The organism is Streptomyces scabiei 87.22, from assembly GCF_000091305.1.
GTDB lineage: Bacteria > Actinomycetota > Actinomycetes > Streptomycetales > Streptomycetaceae > Streptomyces > Streptomyces scabiei.
In genome coordinates this window covers 8329566-8351103 of the sequence record NC_013929.1, presented here as the reverse complement: position 1 = coordinate 8351103, position 21538 = coordinate 8329566, and the positions used below count along the sequence as shown (strand labels likewise).

Below are 21538 nucleotides of genomic sequence, written 5' to 3'. Positions count from 1 at the left end.
AGTCGTGGTCGGCCCACAAGGACTGGAGCTGCGCCTAGTCCTCCGGGAGTTCGACGGGCGCGATCGCGTCGTAGACGTCTCCGGGTCCGGGGTTGGTGGTGTCGGTGGTGCCGCCGAAGTGGTGCATGACGCCCCAGACCGCGTTGAGCGCGGTCTGGATCGCGCCCTCGGCCCAGCCGGCCGTCCAGGAGATGTCGTCGCCGGCGAGGAAGATGCCCCGCTTGTCCTCGGGCAGCCGGTCCTGCATGAAGTGGGTGAACAGGCGCCGCTGGTAGCGGTAGTGGCCGGGCAGGTTCGCCTTGAAGGCGCCCATGAAGTAGGGCTCGTTCTCCCAGGAGACGGTCACCGGGCTGCCGATGATGTGGCTGCGGATGTCGACGTTGGGGTAGATCTCGCCGAGCGACTTCAGCATGACCTCCATCCGCTCGTTCGCGGACAGCGGCAGCCACTTGAGGCTGTCGTCGCACCAGGTGTAGGAGAGGCAGATGACGGCGGGCTTGTCCGGGCCGTCGTCGAGGAGGTACGTGCCGCGCGTCATACGGTCGGTGAGGGTCATCGACATGACGTCCCGGCCGGTGTGCTCGTCCTTGTCCAGCCAGAACGGCCGGTCGACGGGCACGAACAGCTTGCTGGACTCCATGTAGTGGGTCCGCTCGATCGCCGTCCAGTGGTCGATCGGGAAGAGCGAGTCGTCACAGGCGATCTTCGACAGCAGCATCCAGGACTGGGCGGTGAAGATCGCCGCCCGGTAGGTGCGGATGTCGCCGTTCGCGTCCGTCACCGTGATCCGGTTGCCGGCGGTCCGGTGCAGCCGGGTCACGGCGGGCCGCGGCTCACCGTCGACGTGCAGGGACCGCAGGGACGTCCCGTACGGCCAGTGCACGATCTTCTCCGGCTCGCGCTCCCACAGCCGCAGCGGGAGCTGCTGGCTGCCGCCGACGATGCCGCGGTGGTGGTCGTCGGCCTCGGTGTAGACGACCCGCAGGATCTCCAGGATGGAGTTGGGGAAGTCGGTGTCCCAGCCGCCCGTGCCGAAGCCGACCTGGCCGAAGATCTCGCGGTGGCGGAAGGACTTGAACGCCTCGGAGTCGCAGAGGAAGCCGTAGAAGGTCTGGTTGTCGAGCCGCTCGACGAGCTTCGCCCAGATCTCCCGGATGCGCGGCACGTCCCGCTCGCGCAGGGCGCGGTTCATGTCGGAGAAGTCGGCGCCCCCTTCGAGACAGGCGTTCCAGGCGGCGGCGACGTCCCGGTAGACCTGCGGCAGGTCGTCGATCGTCTCGGCGTAGTGGGACTCGCCCTTGAGGTCGACGACGGTCGAGGGCGTGGCCTCGGCCAGCGGGTTGGGGAAGGGCCGGGTCTCCAGACCGGCCAGGTCGATGTAGTGCTGGAGCGCGGTGGAGGACGGCGGGAAGCGCATCGCCCCCATCTCGGCGGTGAGCGAGGGGTCGCACCCGTCGAACCCGACGGTCCGCAGGCGCCCGCCGATCCGGTCGGCCTCGTACACGACCGGCTTGAGCCCCATCTTCATCAGCTCGTACGCCGCCACGATGCCGGACAGCCCGCCGCCGATCACCGCGACCTCGGCGCCGTGCTCGGTGGCGGGGATCTGGCCGAGCCCGGCCGGGTGGGCCAGGAAGTCGTCGTACGCGTACGGGAAGTCCGGACCGAACATGGTGATCGGCGGCTGCTGCTCGTCTGCGTGCTCGATGGCGTTGGGCACGGTGGACGTCATGGGGTACGAACTCCTAGCGGAAAAAGGGGTGTGCGGGCGGGGCGGGTCTCAGACGAGGGACCCGTACAGAGCGGGGCGCCGGTCCTGGAGGTAGGGGTTCGCCGCGCGTGAGGCCGCGAGGAAGGCCGGGTCGGCGTCGGCGAGGACGAGGTCCTCCTCGCGGCCGGCGCGGGTGCGGGCGACCCCGTCGGGACCGGCCAGCGTGGACAGCCCGACGAACTCGAACTCCCCTTCGCGGCCCACCCGGTTGACGTAGGCGACGTACATCTGGTTCTCGAAGGCCCGGACCGGGATCATGGACTCGGCGACGAACTGGAACGGATGCATCTGCGCCGTCGGCACCACCAGCAGGTCGGTTCCGGCGAGGGCGTGGGCGCGGACGTTCTCCGGGAACTCCACGTCGTAGCAGATCAGGAGCCCGACGCGGAGTCCGTTCAGTTCGGCCTGGACGACGGAGCGCCCGCCCGGCGTGAAGTGGTCGCGCTCGAAGCAGCCGAAGAGATGGGTCTTGCGGTAGTTCGCCAGCCGCTCGCCGTCGGCGGAGACGAGCTGCGCCGAGTTGAAGACCACGTCACCGGCACGCTCGGGATATCCGTACACGATCGCGACCCCGTGCCGCCCCGCGATCTCGGCGACCGCGTCGGCCGAGTCCCCGTCGGCGGTCTCGGCGAGCCTCGCGATGTCGTCACCGATCGCGTACCCGGTGAGGAACATCTCCGGCGCCACCACCAGCCCCGCCCCGGCGGCGGCCGCCCGCCCCGCGGCCTCGTCGAGCACCTTCAGGTTCCCGACGACCGAGCCGGGCCGGCCGGAGCTCTGGAGCAGGGCGGTACGCATGCGTGTTCCTCACCGGGACGAAGGGGGGTCGGGGGCCTGCCCGGGACGGTTCGGGGGCCACCTAGACCGTACGGTCGGCGCGCCGAGCCGGACAAGCGGCGGCCATTGCGCGCCGATGGGTGATTCGTTGCGTGCGGCCGGGCCCGCACGACGATTCGTTGCGCCGCCGAGAGAGGGCGTCACCCGCGTCCGTCAGGGCCGCGGGGGCCGCGCGATCAGCCACGCCGAACCGGCAGCCGCCCGCGCGTCCCCCGCCCCGCCCCCTACGCGCGTCTGCGCGCCACCAGCACACCCGCCGTCACGAGATACGGCACAGCGAGGACGGCGAACGAGACTCCGTGCCCGTACCCCGCACTCCCCAGTGCGGCGTACGCGGCGAAGACGGCGACCGTCGCCGTCTCGGTCCCTATGCTCGCGACGGATGTCACCGTCGCCCGCCGAGCCCCGTCGATCCGGTTCTGGAGCCGCGCGTCGGCGAGCACGTTGACCAGCTGGAAACCCCCGAAGGCGACCGCCACCAGCCCGATGCCGGCCGGGGTCCCCAGCAGCACCCCGACGGCCAGCGCGACCGCCGAGCCGGCGAGCACCACCCCCAGCCGTGCCGTGCCCCACCGCTCCCCCACGCCGGTCAGCAGGCTGCCGATCGCCGGCCCCACCCAGATCACCAGCAGCAGGTACGGCACCGTCTGCTCGGCCACCCCGGTGTCCCGGACCAGCAACGGCGTGTACTCGTCGAGTGCGCCCCAGACCGCCCCCACGGCCGGCACGAGAAGCAGTGCGCCCTGTACGGAACGGTCCCTGCGGACCTCGGTGAGCCCCGTCCGCAGGGTGGCGAGGGTGGAGGCGTGCTTCGGGCCCGGCACCGCCTCCCGGTGTTCGGGGAACCGCGTGGCCACCACCGAGGTCAGCACGCACACGAGCACGCTCGCGGCGCCCACGGCCGGATGGCCGCCGAGGTCGAGGACCGGTCCCGCCAGGCCCATCGCCGCCATCACGGCGACCATGCCGACCGCCTGGGCCCGGCCGATGACCCGCGCGTAGCGGTCGGCCGCGCCGAGCCGGTCCAGTTCGTCGTAGACCAGCGCCTCCAGCGCGCCGGAGCCGAGGGCGCCGCGCACGCCCCACAGGACGAAGCCGGCGGCGAAGGCCCCGTACGACGGGACGGCCACCCACAGGGTGAAGCCGACCGCGGTGAGCAGCGGGCCGAGCCACAGCAGCATCCGCCGGGAGACGCTGTCGGCCCAGGCGCCGGAGGGGACCTCCAGCACGATCGCGGTGATCGACCACAGGGCGAACAGGGAGGAGATCTGCCAGAGGGACAGTCCGGCGTCGCTGAACAGCAGCGCGTACACGGGGTAGAGCAGGACGAACTCGTCGAGGAACGCGTAGCCGTACAGCGTGGCCGTCAGCCGTCGGACACCGCTGGTCCGGGCACCGGGCACACGTGCGGGTGAGAGAGTCATGGGGCCTTCCCGAGGGGGCGGATCGGACGTCGTCGCTGCGGCGTCCGAGGCGGCCCTCGGGAGCGGGCACGGCTGGTGGATCAATGTCGCCAGGTCATGGCACCGATGTTAGTCCGGCGGGACCTTCCGGCCCACAGGAATATCGGAGGGCGTCATGTCCCGGCGGCGGTGACCGGCGCGAAGGTGGTGATCACCGCCGCGTGGTCCGACGGCCAGTCGTTGTCCTCGACGTCCGGCCAGGGGCGGGGGGTGCCGCTGACACAGGTCCGGGAGTCGAGGACCGTGAGGCCCCGGTGCAGGACGAAGTCGATGCGGTCCTGGGGCTCCGGCCGGCCGCTGCCGTCCTCGTGCTCGACGTGGATCGGCGACCAGGTGTGGCCCGGCTGCCGTACGGGGTCGGGGTGGGCCTCCCGGTAGGAGTCGCGCAGCCCTGCCGTCTCGGCGGCGAGGGTGACCGGCCAGTCGACGTCGGGCCGGTCCAGGTGGGACGGGCTGTTGAAGTCGCCCACGAGGACGACCGGCACGCTGCCGTCGATGCGCCGCAGGCAGTCCCGCAGCTGGGCGAGCCGCACCTCCTCGTGCGCGATCAGCTCGGCGGCCTCCAGCCCGTCGAAGGCGGCCTCGTAGGGTCCGTAGGGCTTGTAGTCCAGGTGGACCGTCCAGACGTCCACCTCGGCGCCGGAGCCGGTGCGGACCCGGACACCGGCCGCCCCGTAGAAGCCGACGTCCGGGTCGCCGAAGCGGGCCGTGATCGGGTGGCGGCTGATGATGCCGAGGTTGTCGCCCGCCTGGTGGTGGTACCAGCCGAGGGCGTCGGCGAGTTCGCGCGCCGCGGTGCCGTACGTCTCCTGGAGGCCGACCACGTCGGCGCCGGTCTCGGTGATGACCTCGAGCTGTTTGGCGCGATGGTCGCGGACCCTGGTGCCGCCGTGCCAGAGGTTCCAGGTCATCACGCGCAGGGCGGGTCCGTCGGGGTCGACCAGCCGGCGCAGGCTCGCCGGTGTCACGGACTCCAGGCTCTCCCGCACGGTCCGTCCCGGGGCCTCCTCGATCGGCGCGAGCGAGGGCACGGCGAGCACCACACAGCCCGCCGCCTCGGCCGAGGTGACTCCGGTGCGGGTGTCCTCGACGGCCACACAGGCGGCGGGCTCGACACCGAGGGCGCGGCAGGCGGCCAGGTAGGGGTCGGGGGCGGGCTTGGTGTGCTCGGTGTCGTCGGCGGTGACGGAGACGGCGAACAGGTCACGGCCGAGGGCGTCGATGACGGTGTCGGCGACGGCCCGCGGGGACGCGGTGACCAGGGCGGTGGGGACGCCCTCACGGACCAGGGCCCGCAGCAGCTCCAGCGCGCCCGGGCGGGGCACGATGCCGGTGCGGACCCGGTCGGCGAACTCCCGGTGCAGGTCGGCGGCGAGTCCGTCCGGCGCCGCGCCGGTGATCCCGGCGAGCCATGCGGCGGTGTACTCGACCGGACGGCCGAGGACGTCCGGCTGGTCGGCCTCGGTCAGTGCGCGCCCGAGGCCGGCGGCCACCTCCTCCACCGCGTCCCACCAGAGCCGCTCGGTGTCGACGAGCGTGCCGTCCATGTCGAACAGGGCGGCCTGGAGCGGCAGTCGGGACAAGGGTCTCCCTTTCCGTGGGGGTGTCGGGGTGTCGTCCGGCCGTGGGGGCCGGGCGGGGCCGGTCAGCGGGTGGTGCGGGCGGCGACCAGCACCGGGCGTTCGGGGAGGCTCACGGTGACGGCGGCGCCGGCGCCCACGCCGGCCGCCTCGTGGGTGGGCAGGTCGGCCTTGACCTCGGTGCCGTCGGCGAGCCGCACGGTGAGGCGGGTGGCGGCGCCGAGGAACGCGGTGGCGACCACCCGGGCGTCACCGGTGTCGTCGGCCCGCACCCCGACCGCCTCCGGCCGCAGGAGCACGTCCACCTCCGTGGCGGCCGGCGCGGCACCGTCCACGGGCAGCCGCCGGCCCAGCACCTCGACCGTCGTGCCGTCCAGCCGGCCCGGGATGCGGCTCATCGTGCCGACGAACTCGGCGACGAAGGCGGTGGCCGGGCGGCCGTACAACTCGACGGGCGCGGCGCACTGTTCGAGCCGCCCGGCGTGCATCACGGCGACCCGGTCGGCCATGGACAGCGCCTCCTCCTGGTCGTGCGTGACGAACAGAGTGGTGATGCCCAGTTCCTGCTGGAGCCGGCGGATCTCCTCGCGCAGCGTGAGCCGCACCTTGGCGTCGAGGGCGGAGAGCGGTTCGTCGAGCAGCAGCACGCGGGGGCGCAGGGCGAGCGCCCGGGCGAGGGCGACACGCTGCTGCTGGCCGCCGGAGAGCTGGTGGGGGTACTGGGCGCCCTTGTCGGCGAGGCCCACGAGGTCGAGCAACTCGGCCGCGCGGGACCGTCGTTCGGAGGTGCGCACCTTGCGCATGCGCAGCCCGAAGGCCACGTTGTCGAGTGCGCTGAGGTGCGGGAAGAGGCTGTACGACTGGAAGACCATCCCGGCGTCGCGCCGGTGGGCCGGGACGCGGGTGACGTCCTCGCCGTCGACGAGCACCTCGCCGGAGTCGGGGTGCTCGAAGCCGGCGAGCATCCGCAGCGCGGTGGTCTTGCCGCAGCCGGACGGGCCGAGCAGCGCGAGCAGTTCACCGGGCCGGACGGTCAGGTCGAGGCCGTCGAGGGCCACGGTCGTGCCGAACTGCCGCCGCAGGCCCCGGAATTCGACGGTGGCGGCGGTGTCGGTCGCTGTTTTCTCAAGCACGGTCATCGTTCATCCCCGGGAGGCGGAGGCGGTTGGGGTACGGCCGCCGAAGGAGGCGAGCGCGAGGAGCATGGCCCAGGTGACGAGCAGACTGAGCACCGAGACGGCGACGGAGAGCTGGGCCTGCGAGCCGCTGACGTTGACGATCCACACGGCGAACGGCCGGAAGCCCAGCAGCTGGGCGACGGTGAACTCGCCGAGCACGAGCGCCAGGGTGAGGAACGCGGAGTTGAGCAGCGCCCCGCGCAGATTGGGCAGGACGGCCCGCACCAGCGCCTGCGGCCAGCTCGCGCCGCAGCTGCGGGCGGCCTCGACGAGGGTGGGTACGTCCATGGCCCGCAGGCCCGCGTCGAGCGCCCGGTACACGAAGGGCAGCGCCATCACGACGTAGGCGAGGACCAGCACCACGGGGAAGTCGGGGTTCTGGATCGCCACGAAGGTCTGGAACAGCGGGGTACGGGAGAGGTGTTCGGGCCCCCACTTGAGCACGGTGCCGAGCCCGGCGACGAAGGCGATCGGCGGCACCACCAGCGGCAGGGAGCACACGACCTCCACGACGGGCCGCAGCTTCGGCGCGCCGAGCCGCAGCGCGACCATGGCGGGCACCATCAGCAGCAGGACGACGGCGATGGTCGCGGCGGCCAGCTCCAGCGAGAGCAGCAGGCTGCTGACGAAGCCGTCGGTGCCGAGGATCTGGCCGTAGGCGTCGAAGGTGATGCCCTCGCCCGGCACGTCGACCGTGAAGACCACGGAGGCGGCGAGCGGCACGAGGAAGTAGAGCCCGGCGAGGGCGAGGACGAGCGGGCGCCACAGGGCGGGGCGCCGGAGGGCCGGGCGCCCGGGGTTCAGGCCAGCCATCGGGCGCTCCGTCGTTGCAGGGGCAGGTACACGGCCATGACCAGCCCGGCGATCAGGACCATGTCGAGGCTGAGGGCGAGGGCCACGTTCTCCTGGCCGACGAGGACGTTGCCGGAGATGGCGTCGGCGATCTGCAGGGTGACCAGCGGGATGGAGCTGCCCACCATGGCGGCGGCGGTGGCGTACGCGGCGAAGGCGCTGCCGAAGAGCAGCACGAGTCCGCCGAGCAGCGAGGGTGCGAGCACGGGTAGGGCTACATGGATCCAGTACTGCAGGCCGGTGGCGCCGTTGTTCTGTGCGGCCTCGCGCCACTGGACGCGCAGTCCGTCGAGGGCGGGGGTGATGGTGAGGACCATGAGGGGGATGAGGAAGTACAGGTAGACGATGACCAGGCCCCAGAAGCTGTAGAGGTCCCAGCCCTTGTCGGTCAGACCCAGCCGCCTGGTCAGCACGCCGGCGTTGCCGAGCGTGGCGACGAAGGCGAAGGCGAGCGGGACCCCGCCGAAGTTGGCGAGCACCCCGGAGGCGGTGAGCACGGCCTCGCGCAGCGCCGGGAAGCGGGAGGTCACCACGGCCTGGGCGAGCGGCAGCCCGAGGAGGGCCGCGAGGCCGGCCGAGACGGCGGACAGCTTCACGCTGCCGAGCATGGCCGTGAGGTAGGCCCCCTGCACGGAGGCCGTCATGTTCGCCGTGCTGTACGAGGAGGCGCCCGTCGCCTGGTCCTTGACGGTGAAGGCGCCGTTGAGCATGGCGATCGCCGGCAGTCCGAAGGCGATCGCGACGAAGACCAGCAGCGGCAGCACGGCGAGCAGGCCCCCGGGGCGGGGCCGCCGCTTCACGGAAGCGGCGGCCACCAGTGCGGGGTCGGCCCCGGTGACGACGGCGGTCACCCGGAGACCGCCTTGGCCCAGCCCTGTCCGAGGACGTCCTTGGCCTTGGTCTGCTGGTCCTCGGTGGGGAACTCGGGGGTGCCCTCGACCTCGGGCAGCTTGTCCGCGGCCGCCTTGTCGAGCGTGCCGGCCTTCTCCATGGCGATCATCAGGGCGGGGCGGGCGTATCCGGCGAGCCACAGGTTCTGGCCCTCGGCGCTGTAGAGGTACTCCTGCCAGAGGCGGGCGGCGGCCGGGTGGGGCGCGTCCTTGTTGATGGCCTGGGAGTAGTACTGGGAGAACTTGCCGTCCGCGGGCACGACGACCTTCCAGTCGACGCCCTTGGACTTGAACTCGTCGGCGTACCCGGCGTTCAGGTAGTCCCAGTCGATACTGATGGGCGTCTCGCCCTTCTCGACGGTGGCCGGCGTCGACTCGACGGGCGTGTAGTTGCCGTTCTTCTTCAGCTTGGCGAAGAAGTCGAGGCCGGGCTGGATGTCGTCGAAGGATCCGCCGCTCGCCAGGGAGGCCGCCCAGACGCCGCCGAAGGCGGAGCCGGACTTGGTGGGGTTGCCGTTGAGGGCGACCTGTCCCTTGTACTGCGGCTTCAGCAGGTCGGCGAAGGTCTGCGGGCACTGCTTCACGCGCTTGGCGTCGCAGCCGATGGATATGTAGCCGCCGTAGTCGTTGTACCAGCGGGCCTTCGGGTCCTTCTGGACCTCGGGGATGTCGCCGAACGCGGCCACCTTGTAGGGGGCGAGAAGGCCCTGCTGGGCGGCGCTCAGCGCGAAGGAGCTGCCGAGGTCGAGCACGTCGGGCGCCCGGTCCTGTCCCTTGCGGGAGGTGACGGCGTTGATCTCGTCCTGGCTGGCCCCGTCCGGGTTCTCGACCTCGATCTTGATCCCGTACTTCTTCTGGAAGCCGTCGATCAGCGCGCCGTAGTTGGCCCAGTCGCGGGGCAGGGCGATCGCGTTGAGCTTGCCTTCCTTCTTGGCCGCCGCGACCAGCGCGTCCATGCCGCCGAAGTCCTTGGCCGAGGTCGCGGTGGCCGCGTTGACGCCGTCGTCGGTGGTCTTGGTCTCGGGGGCGGCGCCACAGGCGCTGAGGGTGAGTGCGGCGGCGACGGCGAGACCGCCGCCGATCACGGCGGTTCTTGTCAGGAAGAGGGTCACGAGCTCTCCAGGGGTGCGCGCGGCGGGACGATCTGGGTGGAGCACTTGTCTGAACAAGTTGGCCTCATTACGTCCGCGCTTCATATCACGCAGGTAAACTCCCGCGAAATACTCGTGCACGTTTTCCCGCACAATCGCTGCTCTTTGCCGGGGTCCGGCACTTCCTGGCTCCGCTCGCTAGGCTGGGCGCGCTGTGCACAGCCGGCGAAGGACGAGCGGAGGGGGACCATGGCGGCGCGACACGAGGAGATCGCCGAGGAGCTGCGACGGGCGATCGACCGTGAGGACCACACGGTCGGGAGTCTGCTGCCGCCGGAGACCGAACTCGCGGCCCGCTACGGCGTCTCGCGGGGCACCGTCCGGCAGGCGGTGGCGACCCTGACCGCCGAGGGTCTCATCGGCTCACGCCAGGGCGCCCGCCGCGTGGTCCTGGCCGGCCGCCGCAGCCAGAGTTTCGCGGAACTGCGCAGCTTCGCCCAGTGGGCGCGCGCGATGGGCCGCGAGGCGACGGGCCGGGTGATCTCCCAGGAGTACCGGACGGCCACCGCCGAGGACCGCGTACGCCTCCAGGTCGCCACCGGCGCCCGTGTCCTGCACGTGCTGCGGCTGCGCGGGCTCGACGGCCGGCCCGTCCTGCTGGAGCGCACGGTCTACGCCGACTGGATCTCCCCCGCCGTCGAGCCGATCGAGGCGGACTGCCCCTCGGTCACCCAGCGCCTGCTCGACGACACGGGCCTGGTCTTCGCCTACGGCGAGCACGTCATCGACGCCGTGGCCGCCGGCGCCCAGGACGCCGAGTTCCTGGCCGTGCGCCGCACCAGCCCGCTGCTGCGGGTCCGGCGCGTCACCACCACCCGCGAGGGCCGGCCGGTGGAGTGGTCCGACGACCGCTACCGCCCGGACTCGGTGAGTTTCAGTGTGCACAACTCGATAGGGAACAACGCCCTGGCGAGGAAGACCGCGGCCCCCTGAGGCCGGGCGGGCCCCTGAGACCGGGCGGGCCGCTCAGCCGGGCGCCCCGGAGGAGAACCGTCGCAGCAGCGGCGAGAGCACCAGCACCGACTTGGTCCGCTCGACGAACGGCTCTCCGGCGATCCGCTCCAGCACCCGCTCGAAGTGCCGCATGTCCGAGGCGAAGACCTGCACCACGGCATCGGCCTCACCGGTGACGGTCGAGGCCGCGACGACCTCCTGATAGCGCTCCAGCCCTCGCTGGATCGTCTCCGGCGAGGTGTTGCGCCTGCAGTAGATCTCGACGAACCCCTCGGTCTCCCACCCGAGCGCGGCGGGATCGACCCGGACCGTGAAGCCGGTGATCGCCCCGGTCGCCCGGAGCCGGTCCACCCGCCGTTTGACCGCGGGCGCGGACAGCCCGACGATACGGCCGATGTCGGAGAAGGAACGGCGGGCGTCCTCGGCGAGGGCGTGCACGATGCGTTCGTCGAGATGGTTCAGCACTGCGGGTGGATCACTTCTCTGGAGTCGACGGGGACGTGGACGGGGGAGCCGGCGGGGACGTGGGGTCGGCGGGGGCCGGGGCCGCAGCCAGACGCGAGCGCCGGTGGCCGTAACTGAAGTAGAACACGAGCCCGGCGGCCATCCAGACGCCGAAGACGACCCAGGTGACGGTGTCGAGGCTGCCCATCATCCAGACGCAGAACGCCAGTCCCAGCCCGGGCAGCACCGGCGACAGCGGCACGCGGAACGTCCGCGGCATCTCCGGCCGGGTCCGCCGCAGTATCACGACGGCCACGTTGACCAGCGCGAACGCGAACAGCGTCCCGATGCTCGTGGCGTCCGCGAGCTGTCCGAGCGGTATGGCGGCGGCGAGCACACCGCAGAACAGCGAGACGATCACGGTGTTGACGCGCGGCGTCCCGGTCCTCGGGTGCACGCGGGAGAACACCTTGGGCACCAGACCGTCCCGGGACATGGCGAACAGGATCCGGGTCTGCCCGTACAGCACGGTCAGCACCACACTGGCGATGGCGATGACGGCCCCGGCCGCCAGCAGCGTCCCCCAGAACGCGTCGCCGGTGACGTCCTTCATGATCCCGGCGAGGGCGGCCTCCGACTCGCCGAACGCCTTCCAGGGCCGCGCGCCGATCGCGACGGCGGCGACCAGCACGTACAGCGCGGTGACGATGAGCAGCGACAGCATGATCGCGCGCGGCAGGTCGCGCTGCGCGTCCTTCGCCTCCTCTCCGGCGGTCGAGGCCGCGTCGAACCCGATGTACGAGAAGAAGAGGGTCGCCCCGGCCGCACTGACCCCGGCCATGCCGAGCGGCATGAAGTTCTCGTAGTTGCCGGACCGGAAGCCCTGCACGCCGATGAGGCAGAACAGCAGCAGGGCGGCGATCTTCACCACGACCATGATCGTGTTGGCGCGTGCGGACTCCCGGGCCCCGCCCAGCAGGAACGCCATCGCGAGCAGGACGACGATCAGCGCGGGCAGGTTGAAGACGCCCCCGTCGCCGGGCGGCGCGGACAGCGCGTCCGGGATGGTGACACCGATCGTCCCGTCCAGCAGCTCGTTGAGGTACTCGCCCCAGCCGACCGCGACGGCCGCTACCGACACCCCGTACTCCAGCACCAGGCACCAGCCGCAGACCCAGGCCACCAGCTCGCCCATCGTTGCGTACGTGTACGAGTACGAGGACCCGGAGACCGGGATGGTGCCGGCCAGCTCCGCGTACGACAGGGCGGAGAACAGCGCGGTGAGACCGGCTATCACGAAGGAGACGGTGACGGCGGGCCCCGCCTTGGGCACGGCCTCGCCGAGGACGACGAAGATGCCGGTGCCGAGGGTGGCGCCGATGCTGATCATCGTCAGCTGCCACAGTCCGAGGGACCGCCGCAGCGATCCGCCCTCGCCCTGGCCGCCCTCCGCGACCAGGCGTTCCACGGGCTTGCGGCGCATCAGCCGCGCCCCGACGCCGCCGGACGGCGGGGCGGACCGATTCTCGTGGTGCGGGGGTGCGCCTTGGTCGAGCACGCGTGGCTCCTTCATCGCTGCCGGTCAGGGCGGGTGAGGACCGACAGCACCGGACAGCAGGGGGCCACCGAGCAGGAGGTCCCCGCCACGCCACGTACAGCGCCTGACCCTATGAGCCGGAGCTTCACGAGCGTAATGCGGCAACCTTGCGCGCCGACGCAAGATCATTGCGTTACTCGCGGGTGCGCGGAGCTTCGTTGCACGGCCGTCCGCGACCGTTGCGCCACGCCGACGGAGTCGCGGGCACGGGGCCGCATGAGGTATGCGGCCCCGTCACGTGGGCGCGACGAGCCCTAGCTCCAGCTGGCGTGCAGCGGCTTGCCCTCCGCGTACCCGGCCGCGCTCTGCACGCCCACGACGGCCCGCTGCGCGAACTCCTCCAGCGACCCGGCGCCCGCGTACGTGCAGGAGGACCGCACCCCCGCGATCACCGAGTCGATCAGGTCCTCGACCCCGGGCCGGGCCGGGTCCAGGAACATCCGCGACGTCGAGATGCCCTCCTCGAACAGCGCCTTGCGGGCCCGGTCGTAGGCCGACTCCTCGCTCGTACGGTTGCGCACGGCCCGCGCCGACGCCATGCCGAACGACTCCTTGTAGAGCCGCCCGCTCGCGTCCTGCTGCAGGTCGCCCGGCGACTCGTACGTCCCGGCGAACCAGGAGCCGACCATCACGTTGGACGCGCCCGCCGCCAGGGCCATGGCGACATCGCGCGGGTGCCGCACGCCTCCGTCGGCCCACACGTGCTTGCCGTACTTCTTCGCCTCGGCCGCGCACTCCAGGACCGCGGAGAACTGCGGCCGCCCGACCCCGGTCATCATGCGGGTGGTGCACATCGCGCCGGGACCGACACCGACCTTGACGATGTCCGCGCCGGCCTCGATCAGGTCCCGCACGCCCTCGGCGGCGACGATGTTGCCCGCCACGATGGGCACCCGGGGGTCGAGGTCGCGCACCAGCTTGATCGCGTTGATCATCGACTCCTGGTGGCCGTGCGCGGTGTCGATGACGAGCGTGTCGACGCCCGCGTCGAGCAGCTGCCTGGCCTTGCCCACGAAGTCGCCGTTGACCCCGATGGCGGCGGCGACGCGCAGCCTGCCGTGCGCGTCGACGGCGGGGGTGTAGAGCGTGGCGCGGAGCGCGCCCTTACGGGTGAGGATGCCGGCGAGACGGCCGTCCCCGTCGACGGCGGGCGCGTACCGGCGGTTGGCGGCGTCGAGCCGGTTGAAGGCCTCGCGCGGGTCGATGTCGGCGTCCAGGAGCAGCAGGTCCCGGGACATGACGACTTCGAGCTGGGTGAAGCGGTCGACGCCGGTCAGGTCCGCGTCGGTGACGACGCCGACGGGCCTGAGCGCCTCGTCGACGACGACGCCCGCGTTGTGCGCCCGCTTGGGCAGCAGGGCCAGCGCGTCGGCGACGGTCTGGTGCGGGTTCAGCACGATGGGGGTGTCGAGGACGAGGTGGCGGCTCTTGACCCAGGAGATGACGTCGGTGACGACCTCGTTGGGGATGTCCTGCGGGATGACCACGAGGCCGCCGCGGCGGGCGACCGTCTCGGCCATGCGGCGGCCGGCGATGGCGGTCATGTTGGCGACGACGAGCGGGATGGTGGTGCCCGTACCGTCCGGCGAGGCCAGGTCCACGCCCTGCCGCGACCCGACGGCGCTGCGGCTCGGGACCATGAAGACGTCGTCGTACGTCAGGTCGTAAGCGGGCTGGATGTCATTGAGGAAACGCACGTGCCGCACATCCCGGTCGATCAGAGGTGACCCCCTGACAGGACCGCCAGGGGGAAGAGCACGTACCTCATTGTCCCATGTCGGCGGGTGTGAACGCCCCCGACGGATCGTCCAGAGGGGCGGTGGCCGCTCTGGGAGGATCCTCCGAGAGCGAGCACGGTCCGGCGGCACGGGAGGCCGGTGCCGGGCCCGGCGGACGCCCCTTGCGCCCCCTGCGCCCCTGTGGATCACGGACCCCCGGGGCGGCCGGGCCGCGCCCGGGAACGCACGAGCGGCTGCCGCGCATCCCCGGTCGCACCACCCGGACCGGGCCGAGCGCCTCACCCCGTGAGCGACGGCAGGGCGCGCGGCCGGCGCTGTTCAGACGCCGTCGGGATCCGCCCGGTTGAGCGCCGGCCGGGGCGTCTGGCCGGCCGTCAGCAGGTAGTCCGCCGCCGAGGTGTCGGTGACGAGGCTGGTCACCAGACCCGACCGCAGCACCGCGTCGATCGCGGCGGCCTTGCGCTGCCCGCCCGCGATCGCGACGACCTCGGGGATACGGCGGAGCTGGTCGGCCTTGACCGTGATGCACCGCTCGCCCAGGTCCCGCCCGACGCGGCGGCCCTCGGCGTCGAAGAGGTGCGCGGACATCTCGGCGGCGACACCGAGCGAGGCGTAGTGGGCGCGCTCCTCGTCGCTGAGCATGTCGTGCACCGTGGAGATGCCCGCCTCCCACGAGCCGATCGAGACACAGGCGACGGTGACCTTGTCGAAGTACTCGAAGGCCCGCGCGATGCCGGTCTGGTGGCGCAGCGCGCTCGCGGTGGCCGCGTCGGGCAGCAGCATCGGCGCGTAGATGGGGTGGGCGTCGCCGCCCGACACCTGCGCGGCCCGCCGGACCGCCTCCACCGAGCCGCGCTCGGCGGTTCCGGCGTCGTACACCCCCGTCAGCTGCACGACCGTGCAGGGCGGCAGCCGGTCGAGGGCGGCCGCCATGTGGATGGTGGACCGGCCCCAGGCCAGGCCGAGGATGTCGCCCTCGTCCACCAGTTCGCCGAGCAGGTCCGCGGCGACCTCGCCGAGGTTCTCCGGGTCGGTCGTCTCCTCGGCCTCGGCCGGGGACTCGACGACCACGGCGTGCCGCAGGCCGTAGCGGGCGCGCAGCGCGTCGGAGCGCTCGGCGTCCAGTTCCGCGGGGACACGGATCTCGATGCGTACGAGATCCCGTTCGAGGGCGGTCTCCAGGACCCGGGCCACCTTGAAGCGGCTCACGCCGAACTCCTCGGCGATCTGGATCTTCGACTTGCCCTCTAGGTAGAAACGGCGGGCCATGGCCGCCGCCTGAACCAGCTCAGCGGGTCCCATCCGCATGGCTGACCGGCCCGCCGACATACCCGACACGGTCATCTCCTCACTGCTCTTCACACATGGATACGCCGTTCATCCTTGCAGATCCGACGTTTTCGATCAGCCCGAAGGAACGTCGTTCACGTTTCCTTGGCCCTCTATACGCACGACGTGCCACGATCGCCTCGGCGTTCGCACGGCCGTGCCCCCGCGGCTCAGTGGCCGCAGGCCCAGCCCGCGGCCGCCGTCGCGGCCTCCGCCTGCGCCCGCAGCGCACGCACCGCCTCGGCCGGGTCCTCCGCCCCGTACACCGCGGAACCGGCGACGAAGATGTCCGCGCCCGCCTCGGCGCAGCGCTCGACGGTGGAGGCGGAGACGCCGCCGTCGACCTGGAGCCACAGGTCGAGGCCGTGCTTGCTGATCAACTCGCGGGTCCGGCGGATCTTGGGGAGCATGATGTCGAGAAAGGCCTGGCCTCCGAAGCCCGGTTCGACCGTCATGATCAGCACCATGTCGAGTTCGGGCAGCAGGTCCTCGAACGGCTCGATCGGCGTGGCCGGCCTGAGCGCCATGGAGGCCCTGGCTCCCTTGGCCCGGATCTCACGGGCGAGCCGCACCGGTGCGGCGGCCGCCTCGACGTGGAAGGTGACGGAACCCGCACCCGCTTCCACGTACTGGGGCGCCCACCGATCGGGGGCCTCGATCATCAGATGACAGTCCAGCGGCGTCTGCGTCGCACGGGCCAGGGACTCTACGACCGGCACACCGAGCGTGAGGTTCGGCACGAAATGGTTGTCCATCACGTCCACATGGAGCCAGTCGGCGCCTTCGACCGCCTTCGCCTCGTCGGCGAGACGGGCGAAGTCGGCGGACAGGATGCTGGGGTTGATCTGCGCGGCCATGGGCCAAGCCTGCCATGTCCTCCGGGGGTTGCGGGCATCGGTCCGTCCCGGGGACCGTTGTTTTCCGGCTGCGGACCGTCGTCGGCCGCGCGTGCCCGCGCGGCGGAGCCGCAGATGTCACTGACCCGCGCCTCTCGCGGGGCGCTGTTCCGGAGGTCGGTATGACAGGGAACCGGGGAATCGGGCACCTCGTCTGCGGGCGGCGGGCCAAGTGGGTCGTGCTGGGACTGTGGCTGGTGGTGCTGTTCGTGGTCGCGCCCTTCGCCACGAAACTCACCGACGCACAGGACAACGACGCGGCCTCGTGGCTGCCCGGCTCGGCCGAGTCGACCCAGGTCCTGGAGATCTCCGAGGGCTTCCGGCCCGAACAGATCCCGGCGGTCGTCGTCTACGCCCGGGAGAGCGGTCTGACCGCCGAGGACCGGGCGGCGATCCAGGCGGACGTACGGGAGCTCAAGGGGCTCACCGCCCACGGGATCATCGGCGACCAGACCCGGGGGCCCGTCTACGACCGGGCCGTCGACCCGAGGGCGGCCCAGGTCCTCGTCCCGATCACGATGGACGAGAAGGGCTGGGAGCGGATCGCCCCGGCGGTCGACTCGATCCGGGACGAGGTGGGCGAGGGCGGTGACGGGCTCGCCGTGCACATCACCGGGCCGGGCGGTACGTCCGCCGACTTCTCCGAGGCGTTCGAGGGCATCGACTCCACCCTGCTGATGTCCGCGATGGCCGTCGTCATCGTGATGCTGCTGCTCACCTACCGCAGTCCGACCCTCATCCTGGTCCCCCTGCTGGGGGTCATCGCGGCCCTGTTCACGGCCCAGGCCCTGATCTACCTGCTGGCGCAGCACACCGGTCTGACCGTGAACGGTCAGAGTGCCGGCATCCTCACCGTCCTCGTCTTCGGCGCGGGCACCGACTACGCCCTGCTGCTGGTGGCCCGCTACCGCGAGGAGTTGCGCCGTCACGAGGACCGCCACGAGGCGATGGCCCTCGCCCTGCACCGGGCGGGGCCCGCGGTGCTGGCGTCCGGGGCGACGGTCGTGCTGAGCATGCTGGTGCTGCTGGCCGCCGAGATGAACTCCACGAGCGGTCTGGGCCCGGTGGCGGCCATCGGTGTCGCGGTCGCGCTGCTGGCGATGATGACGCTGTTCCCCGCCCTGCTGGTGATCTTCGGCCGCTGGATCTTCTGGCCGGTGATCCCGCACCTCGGCAGTGCCGATCCGACCGAGAGCGGTGTGTGGGCCCGGATGGGCCGCCGTTTCTCGCGCCGCCCGCGCACGGTCTGGGTCGCCACGGCCGCCGCCCTGGCCCTGTGCTCGCTGGGCCTGATCCAGCTGCGCGCGGAGGGCATCGGCAACGCGGACGCCTTCACCGGGAAACCGGACTCGATCGTCGGCCAGGAGGTCTCGGCACGCTACTTCCCGGCGGGCAGCGGCGACCCCCTGGTGATCGTCAGCAACCAGGCACAGGCCCGGGAGGTGGGCCGCGCGGTCGCGGATACCAAGGGCGTCGTGCCGGACTCGCTCGGCCTGCCGCCCGGCACGAAACCCGCCCACGAGGGCCGGGTCCTCTTCGAGGCCACCATGTCCGACCCCGCCGACAGCGAGGCCGCCAAGCAGACCGTGGAACGGGTCCGGGACGCCGTCCACGCGGTGCCGGACGCCGACGCCCAGGTGGGCGGCGGCACGGCGGCCCTGCTGGACATGGACGAGGCGACGACGCACGACAACATCCTGATCATCCCGCTGGTGCTGCTCGTGGTCCTGCTGATCCTCTGCGCCCTGCTCCGCGCCCTGATCGCACCGTTGCTGCTGATCGGGACGGTGATCCTGTCCTTCGCCGCCGCGCTGGGCATCAGCGCGCTCGCGTTCAGACACCTCTTCGACTACGCGGGCGAGTCGACCGACTTCCCGCTGTTCGTCTTCGTCTTCCTGGTCGCCCTGGGCATCGACTACAACATCTTCCTGACCACCCGCATCCGCGAGGAGGCCGCCCGCCAGGGCACCCGCAAGGCCGTGGTGACGGGCCTCGCGACGACCGGCGCGGTGATCACCTCGGCCGGCCTGGTCCTCGCCGGCACCTTCGCGGCCCTCGGCACGCTCCCCATGGTCGCCTTCGCCGAGATCGGCTTCGCGGTGGCCCTGGGCGTGCTCCTGGACACCTTCGTCGTACGGTCCGTCCTGGTCACCGCCCTGTTCCTGGACGTCGGCCCGAAGGTGTGGTGGCCCCACCGGCTCGCCCACGAGGACGGCGGGGCGCCGCCCCCGAAGGAACGCGTGGCTACGCGACCCGGCGGATGAGAGCCAGGTACATCGCGTCGGTCCCGTGCAGATGCGGCCAGAGCTGGATGTCGGGGCCCTCGCCCAGCGCCGGTACGCCCTCCAGCAGCGGCCGGGCGTCGATGAGGTCGGCCGCGTCGCCGTAGCTCTTGAGCACGTCGTCGACCACCGCGCGGGTCTCCGCGAGGTGGGGCGAGCAGGTCGCGTAGCCGACGACCCCGCCGACCCGTACGGAGTCCAGCGCGGTCCGCAGCAGCGCGCGCTGGAGCGGGGCGAACCCCTCCAGATCCTCGGGCCGCCGCCGCCAGCGGGCCTCGGGCCGCCGCCGCAGGGCACCCAGCCCCGTGCAGGGCACGTCCATCAGCACCCGGTCGAACGCGCCGGGCCGCCACGGCGGACGGGTGCCGTCGGCGGCGATCACCTGGTACGGGCCCGGGTTGCCGTGCAGCGCCTTCGCGACCAGCCCCGCCCGGTGCGGCTGCTTCTCGGAGGCGAGCAGGACGGCCCCGCGCTCGGCGGCGAGTGCGGCGAGCAGCGCGGCCTTGCCGCCGGGACCGGCGCACCCGTCGAGCCACGCCTTGTCGGGTCCCTCCAGCGGGGCGTTGGCGAGAGCGAGCGCCACGAGCTGACTGCCCTCGTCCTGCACCCCCGCGCGGCCCTCCCGTACGGCGTCCACGGCGCCCGGCTCACCGCCCTCGGAGAGCCGCACGGCGTAGGGCGACCAGCGCCCCGCCACCGCCGCCTCCTCGCGGAGCAGTTCCTCGGTGGTGGCCCGGCCGGGCCGGGCGACCAGGGTGACCTCGGGCCGCTCGTTGTCGGCCTCCAACAGATCCTCGATGCCGGCCCGCCCGCCGCCGAGGGAGTCCCAGAGCGCGGAGACCACCCAGCGGGGATGCGAGTGCACGACGGCGAGGTGGTCCTCGGGATCCTCGTCGTAGGGCGGTGCGACGCGCTCCAGCCAGCCGTCGAGGTCGTGCTGTGCGATCTTGCGCAGCACGGCGTTCACGAACTTGGCCCGGCCGTCGCCGAGCACGACCCGCGCGAGGTCCACCGAGGCGGAGACGGCGGCATGGGTGGGGATCCGCGTCCCCAGCAGCTGGTGCGCGCCGAGGCTCAGCACGTCGAGCACCGGTGGGTCGACCTCGCGCAGAGGCCGGTCCACGCAGCTCGCGATGACCGCGTCGTAGGTCCCCTGCCGGCGCAGCGTCCCGTAGACCAGCTCGGTCGCGAGCGCCGCGTCCCGCGCGTCGAACTTCTCGGGCCCCTCCTTCTGACGCGCCCGGCGCAGCAGGGGCGGCAGGACGAGGTTCGCGTACGCGTCCCGTTCGTCGACCGCCCGGAGCGCCTCGAAGGCCAGCATGCGGACGGGGTCCTTCTGAGGACGGCGGTACGGCTTGCCCGGCTTGCCCGGACGACGGGACTGCTCACTCACGAAAAAGGTGCTCCGGATATGGGTCGAGATGCCACGTCCAGCCTACGCCGGGGTGACGAACCGCCGGACGTCGGCCGGGCGCGGCCCGCGGACAGGAGGGTGGGCGGCGATGCCGGTCGCCGGCCCGGGGTTTCAGTCGCCTACGGTCTCACCGGCGTCGATCCGGGCCCCGCGCGCCCAGTCGGCGGCCCGCATCGGCTTCTTGCCCTGCGCCTGCACCCAGAGCAGCTCCACCGCGTACGACCCGGTCCCGACGTGGACGCTGTTCTTGCCGATGTCGAGCGCGCCCGGGGCGAGTCCGGTCCGCTCGGGCACCGGCGTCACGTGGACGAGCTTCAGCCGCTCACCGCGGAACGTCGTCCAGGCGCCCGGCGCGGGTGTGCAGCCGCGCACCACCCGGTCGACGCGCAACGCGGGCGCGGCCCAGTCGATCCGGGCATCCTCCACGGTGATCTTCGGCGCGTGGGTGATCCCGTCGGCGGGCTGCGGCACGGCCTTGAGGGTGCCGTCCTCGATCCCGTCCATCGTGGCGGCCAGCAGCCCGGACCCCGCGAAGGCGAGCCGGGTCAGCAGGTCGCCGCTCGTGTCCGTCGGCCGGATCTCCTCGGTGACCGTCCCGTACACCGGCCCGGAGTCGAGCCCCTCCTCGATGAGGAAGGTGGAGGCCCCGGTGATCTCGTCCCCCGCCATGATCGAGTGCTGCACGGGTGCGGCGCCCCGCCAGGCGGGCAGCAGGGAGAAGTGCAGATTGACCCACCCGTGGGCGGGCACGTCGAGGGCGATCCGGGGCAGCAGGGCACCGTAGGCGACGACGGGGCAGCAGTCGGGGGCGATCTCCCGCAGCCGCGCGAGGAAGTCCTCGTCCCGCGGCCGGGCCGGCTTCAGCACCTCGATGCCCGCCTCCTGCGCCCGCTGGGCCACCGGGCTCGCGACGAGCCGCCGCCCCCGTCCCGCGGGGGCGTCCGGCCGCGTCACGACCGCGGCCACCTCATGCCTCCCCGACGCGATCAACGCGTCCAGTGCGGGAACAGCGACCTCTGGGGTACCGGCGAAGACTAGCTTCATGGATGACTGACGGCCTCTCACACGTAAATTCGTCCGCCCCGCACACGACGCCGCACACGCGACGACGCGGGACAACGCCCCAGTCTATGGTCCGCGTCCGGGCCGTGGACGGCGGAG

The 21538-nt window shown here is 72.3% G+C and carries 17 protein-coding genes; 2 read left to right on the top strand and 15 right to left on the bottom strand.

The genetic code is table 11. From position 1 onward, the window contains the following. Positions 1-34: 34 nt before the first annotated feature. The 8 genes from SCAB_RS36175 to SCAB_RS36140 all read right to left on the bottom strand — a co-directional run bounded on the left by SCAB_RS36175 (position 35) and on the right by SCAB_RS36140 (position 9683). The gene (locus SCAB_RS36175; protein ID WP_013005061.1) at positions 35-1732 is read right to left on the bottom strand and encodes a flavin monoamine oxidase family protein; all 1698 of its coding nucleotides are present in this window, start codon (positions 1730-1732) and stop codon (positions 35-37) included. Positions 1733-1780: 48 nt separating this feature from the next. Then, a complete protein-coding gene (locus SCAB_RS36170; RefSeq protein WP_013005060.1) occupies positions 1781-2569 on the bottom strand; it encodes a carbon-nitrogen hydrolase family protein in 789 nt (262 codons plus the stop codon). A gap of 263 nt (positions 2570-2832) precedes the next feature. Beyond that, positions 2833-4032 carry an MFS transporter gene (locus tag SCAB_RS36165; protein ID WP_041670053.1) on the bottom strand — a complete coding sequence of 400 codons (1200 nt, stop codon included), beginning with the start codon at positions 4030-4032 and terminating at the stop codon, positions 2833-2835. A 152-nt stretch (positions 4033-4184) separates the two neighbouring features. Then, positions 4185-5654 carry an HAD-IA family hydrolase gene (locus SCAB_RS36160; RefSeq protein ID WP_013005058.1) on the bottom strand — a complete coding sequence of 490 codons (1470 nt, stop codon included), beginning with the start codon at positions 5652-5654 and terminating at the stop codon, positions 4185-4187. 62 nt (positions 5655-5716) lie between these two features. After that, the gene (locus tag SCAB_RS36155) at positions 5717-6790 is read right to left on the bottom strand and encodes an ABC transporter ATP-binding protein (RefSeq protein WP_013005057.1); all 1074 of its coding nucleotides are present in this window, start codon (positions 6788-6790) and stop codon (positions 5717-5719) included. A 3-nt stretch (positions 6791-6793) separates the two neighbouring features. Further along, on the bottom strand, positions 6794-7642 hold the full coding sequence (locus tag SCAB_RS36150) for an ABC transporter permease (protein WP_013005056.1): 849 nt from the start codon (positions 7640-7642) through the stop codon (positions 6794-6796). Then, positions 7630-8532 carry an ABC transporter permease gene (locus tag SCAB_RS36145; RefSeq protein WP_013005055.1) on the bottom strand — a complete coding sequence of 301 codons (903 nt, stop codon included), beginning with the start codon at positions 8530-8532 and terminating at the stop codon, positions 7630-7632. The genes SCAB_RS36150 and SCAB_RS36145 overlap by 13 nt, the downstream gene beginning before the upstream one ends. Then, positions 8529-9683 carry an ABC transporter substrate-binding protein gene (locus SCAB_RS36140; RefSeq protein ID WP_013005054.1) on the bottom strand — a complete coding sequence of 385 codons (1155 nt, stop codon included), beginning with the start codon at positions 9681-9683 and terminating at the stop codon, positions 8529-8531. Before SCAB_RS36140 ends, SCAB_RS36145 begins: the two co-directional genes overlap by 4 nt. A 228-nt stretch (positions 9684-9911) precedes the next feature. Here SCAB_RS36140 and SCAB_RS36135 point away from each other — a divergent pair, with 228 nt between their 5' ends. Beyond that, positions 9912-10655, top strand: coding sequence for a GntR family transcriptional regulator (locus tag SCAB_RS36135; RefSeq protein ID WP_013005053.1), 744 nt, complete (start codon positions 9912-9914; stop codon positions 10653-10655). Positions 10656-10688: 33 nt separating this feature from the next. Here SCAB_RS36135 and SCAB_RS36130 read toward each other — a convergent pair whose 3' ends face one another. From SCAB_RS36130 to rpe, 5 genes are all read right to left on the bottom strand, one after another. Continuing rightward, the gene (locus tag SCAB_RS36130) at positions 10689-11141 is read right to left on the bottom strand and encodes an Lrp/AsnC family transcriptional regulator (protein ID WP_013005052.1); all 453 of its coding nucleotides are present in this window, start codon (positions 11139-11141) and stop codon (positions 10689-10691) included. A 10-nt stretch (positions 11142-11151) separates the two neighbouring features. After that, positions 11152-12678 carry an amino acid permease gene (locus SCAB_RS36125; RefSeq protein ID WP_013005051.1) on the bottom strand — a complete coding sequence of 509 codons (1527 nt, stop codon included), beginning with the start codon at positions 12676-12678 and terminating at the stop codon, positions 11152-11154. Positions 12679-12971: 293 nt separating this feature from the next. Continuing rightward, positions 12972-14414 (bottom strand): GuaB1 family IMP dehydrogenase-related protein, encoded by a 1443-nt coding sequence (locus SCAB_RS36120; protein ID WP_037725713.1) that lies wholly within the window; start codon positions 14412-14414, stop codon positions 12972-12974. Between the two features lie 360 nt (positions 14415-14774). Continuing rightward, a complete protein-coding gene (locus SCAB_RS36115) occupies positions 14775-15818 on the bottom strand; it encodes a sugar-binding transcriptional regulator (protein ID WP_013005049.1) in 1044 nt (347 codons plus the stop codon). Positions 15819-15955: 137 nt separating this feature from the next. Continuing rightward, positions 15956-16642 (bottom strand): ribulose-phosphate 3-epimerase, encoded by a 687-nt coding sequence (gene rpe, locus SCAB_RS36110; RefSeq protein WP_013005048.1) that lies wholly within the window; start codon positions 16640-16642, stop codon positions 15956-15958. Between the two features lie 161 nt (positions 16643-16803). Between rpe and SCAB_RS36105 the strand changes: the two genes are divergently transcribed. After that, complete coding sequence (locus SCAB_RS36105; protein WP_013005047.1) at positions 16804-18945, top strand: MMPL family transporter; 2142 nt, start codon at positions 16804-16806, stop codon at positions 18943-18945. Here the strand turns inward: SCAB_RS36105 and SCAB_RS36100 are convergent. Both SCAB_RS36100 and fmt read right to left on the bottom strand, forming a co-directional pair. Beyond that, positions 18926-20356 (bottom strand): RsmB/NOP family class I SAM-dependent RNA methyltransferase, encoded by a 1431-nt coding sequence (locus tag SCAB_RS36100; RefSeq protein WP_041670050.1) that lies wholly within the window; start codon positions 20354-20356, stop codon positions 18926-18928. The genes SCAB_RS36105 and SCAB_RS36100 overlap by 20 nt on opposite strands. 132 nt (positions 20357-20488) lie before the next feature. After that, positions 20489-21421 carry a methionyl-tRNA formyltransferase gene (gene fmt, locus SCAB_RS36095; RefSeq protein WP_013005045.1) on the bottom strand — a complete coding sequence of 311 codons (933 nt, stop codon included), beginning with the start codon at positions 21419-21421 and terminating at the stop codon, positions 20489-20491. Positions 21422-21538: the final 117 nt, after the last annotated feature.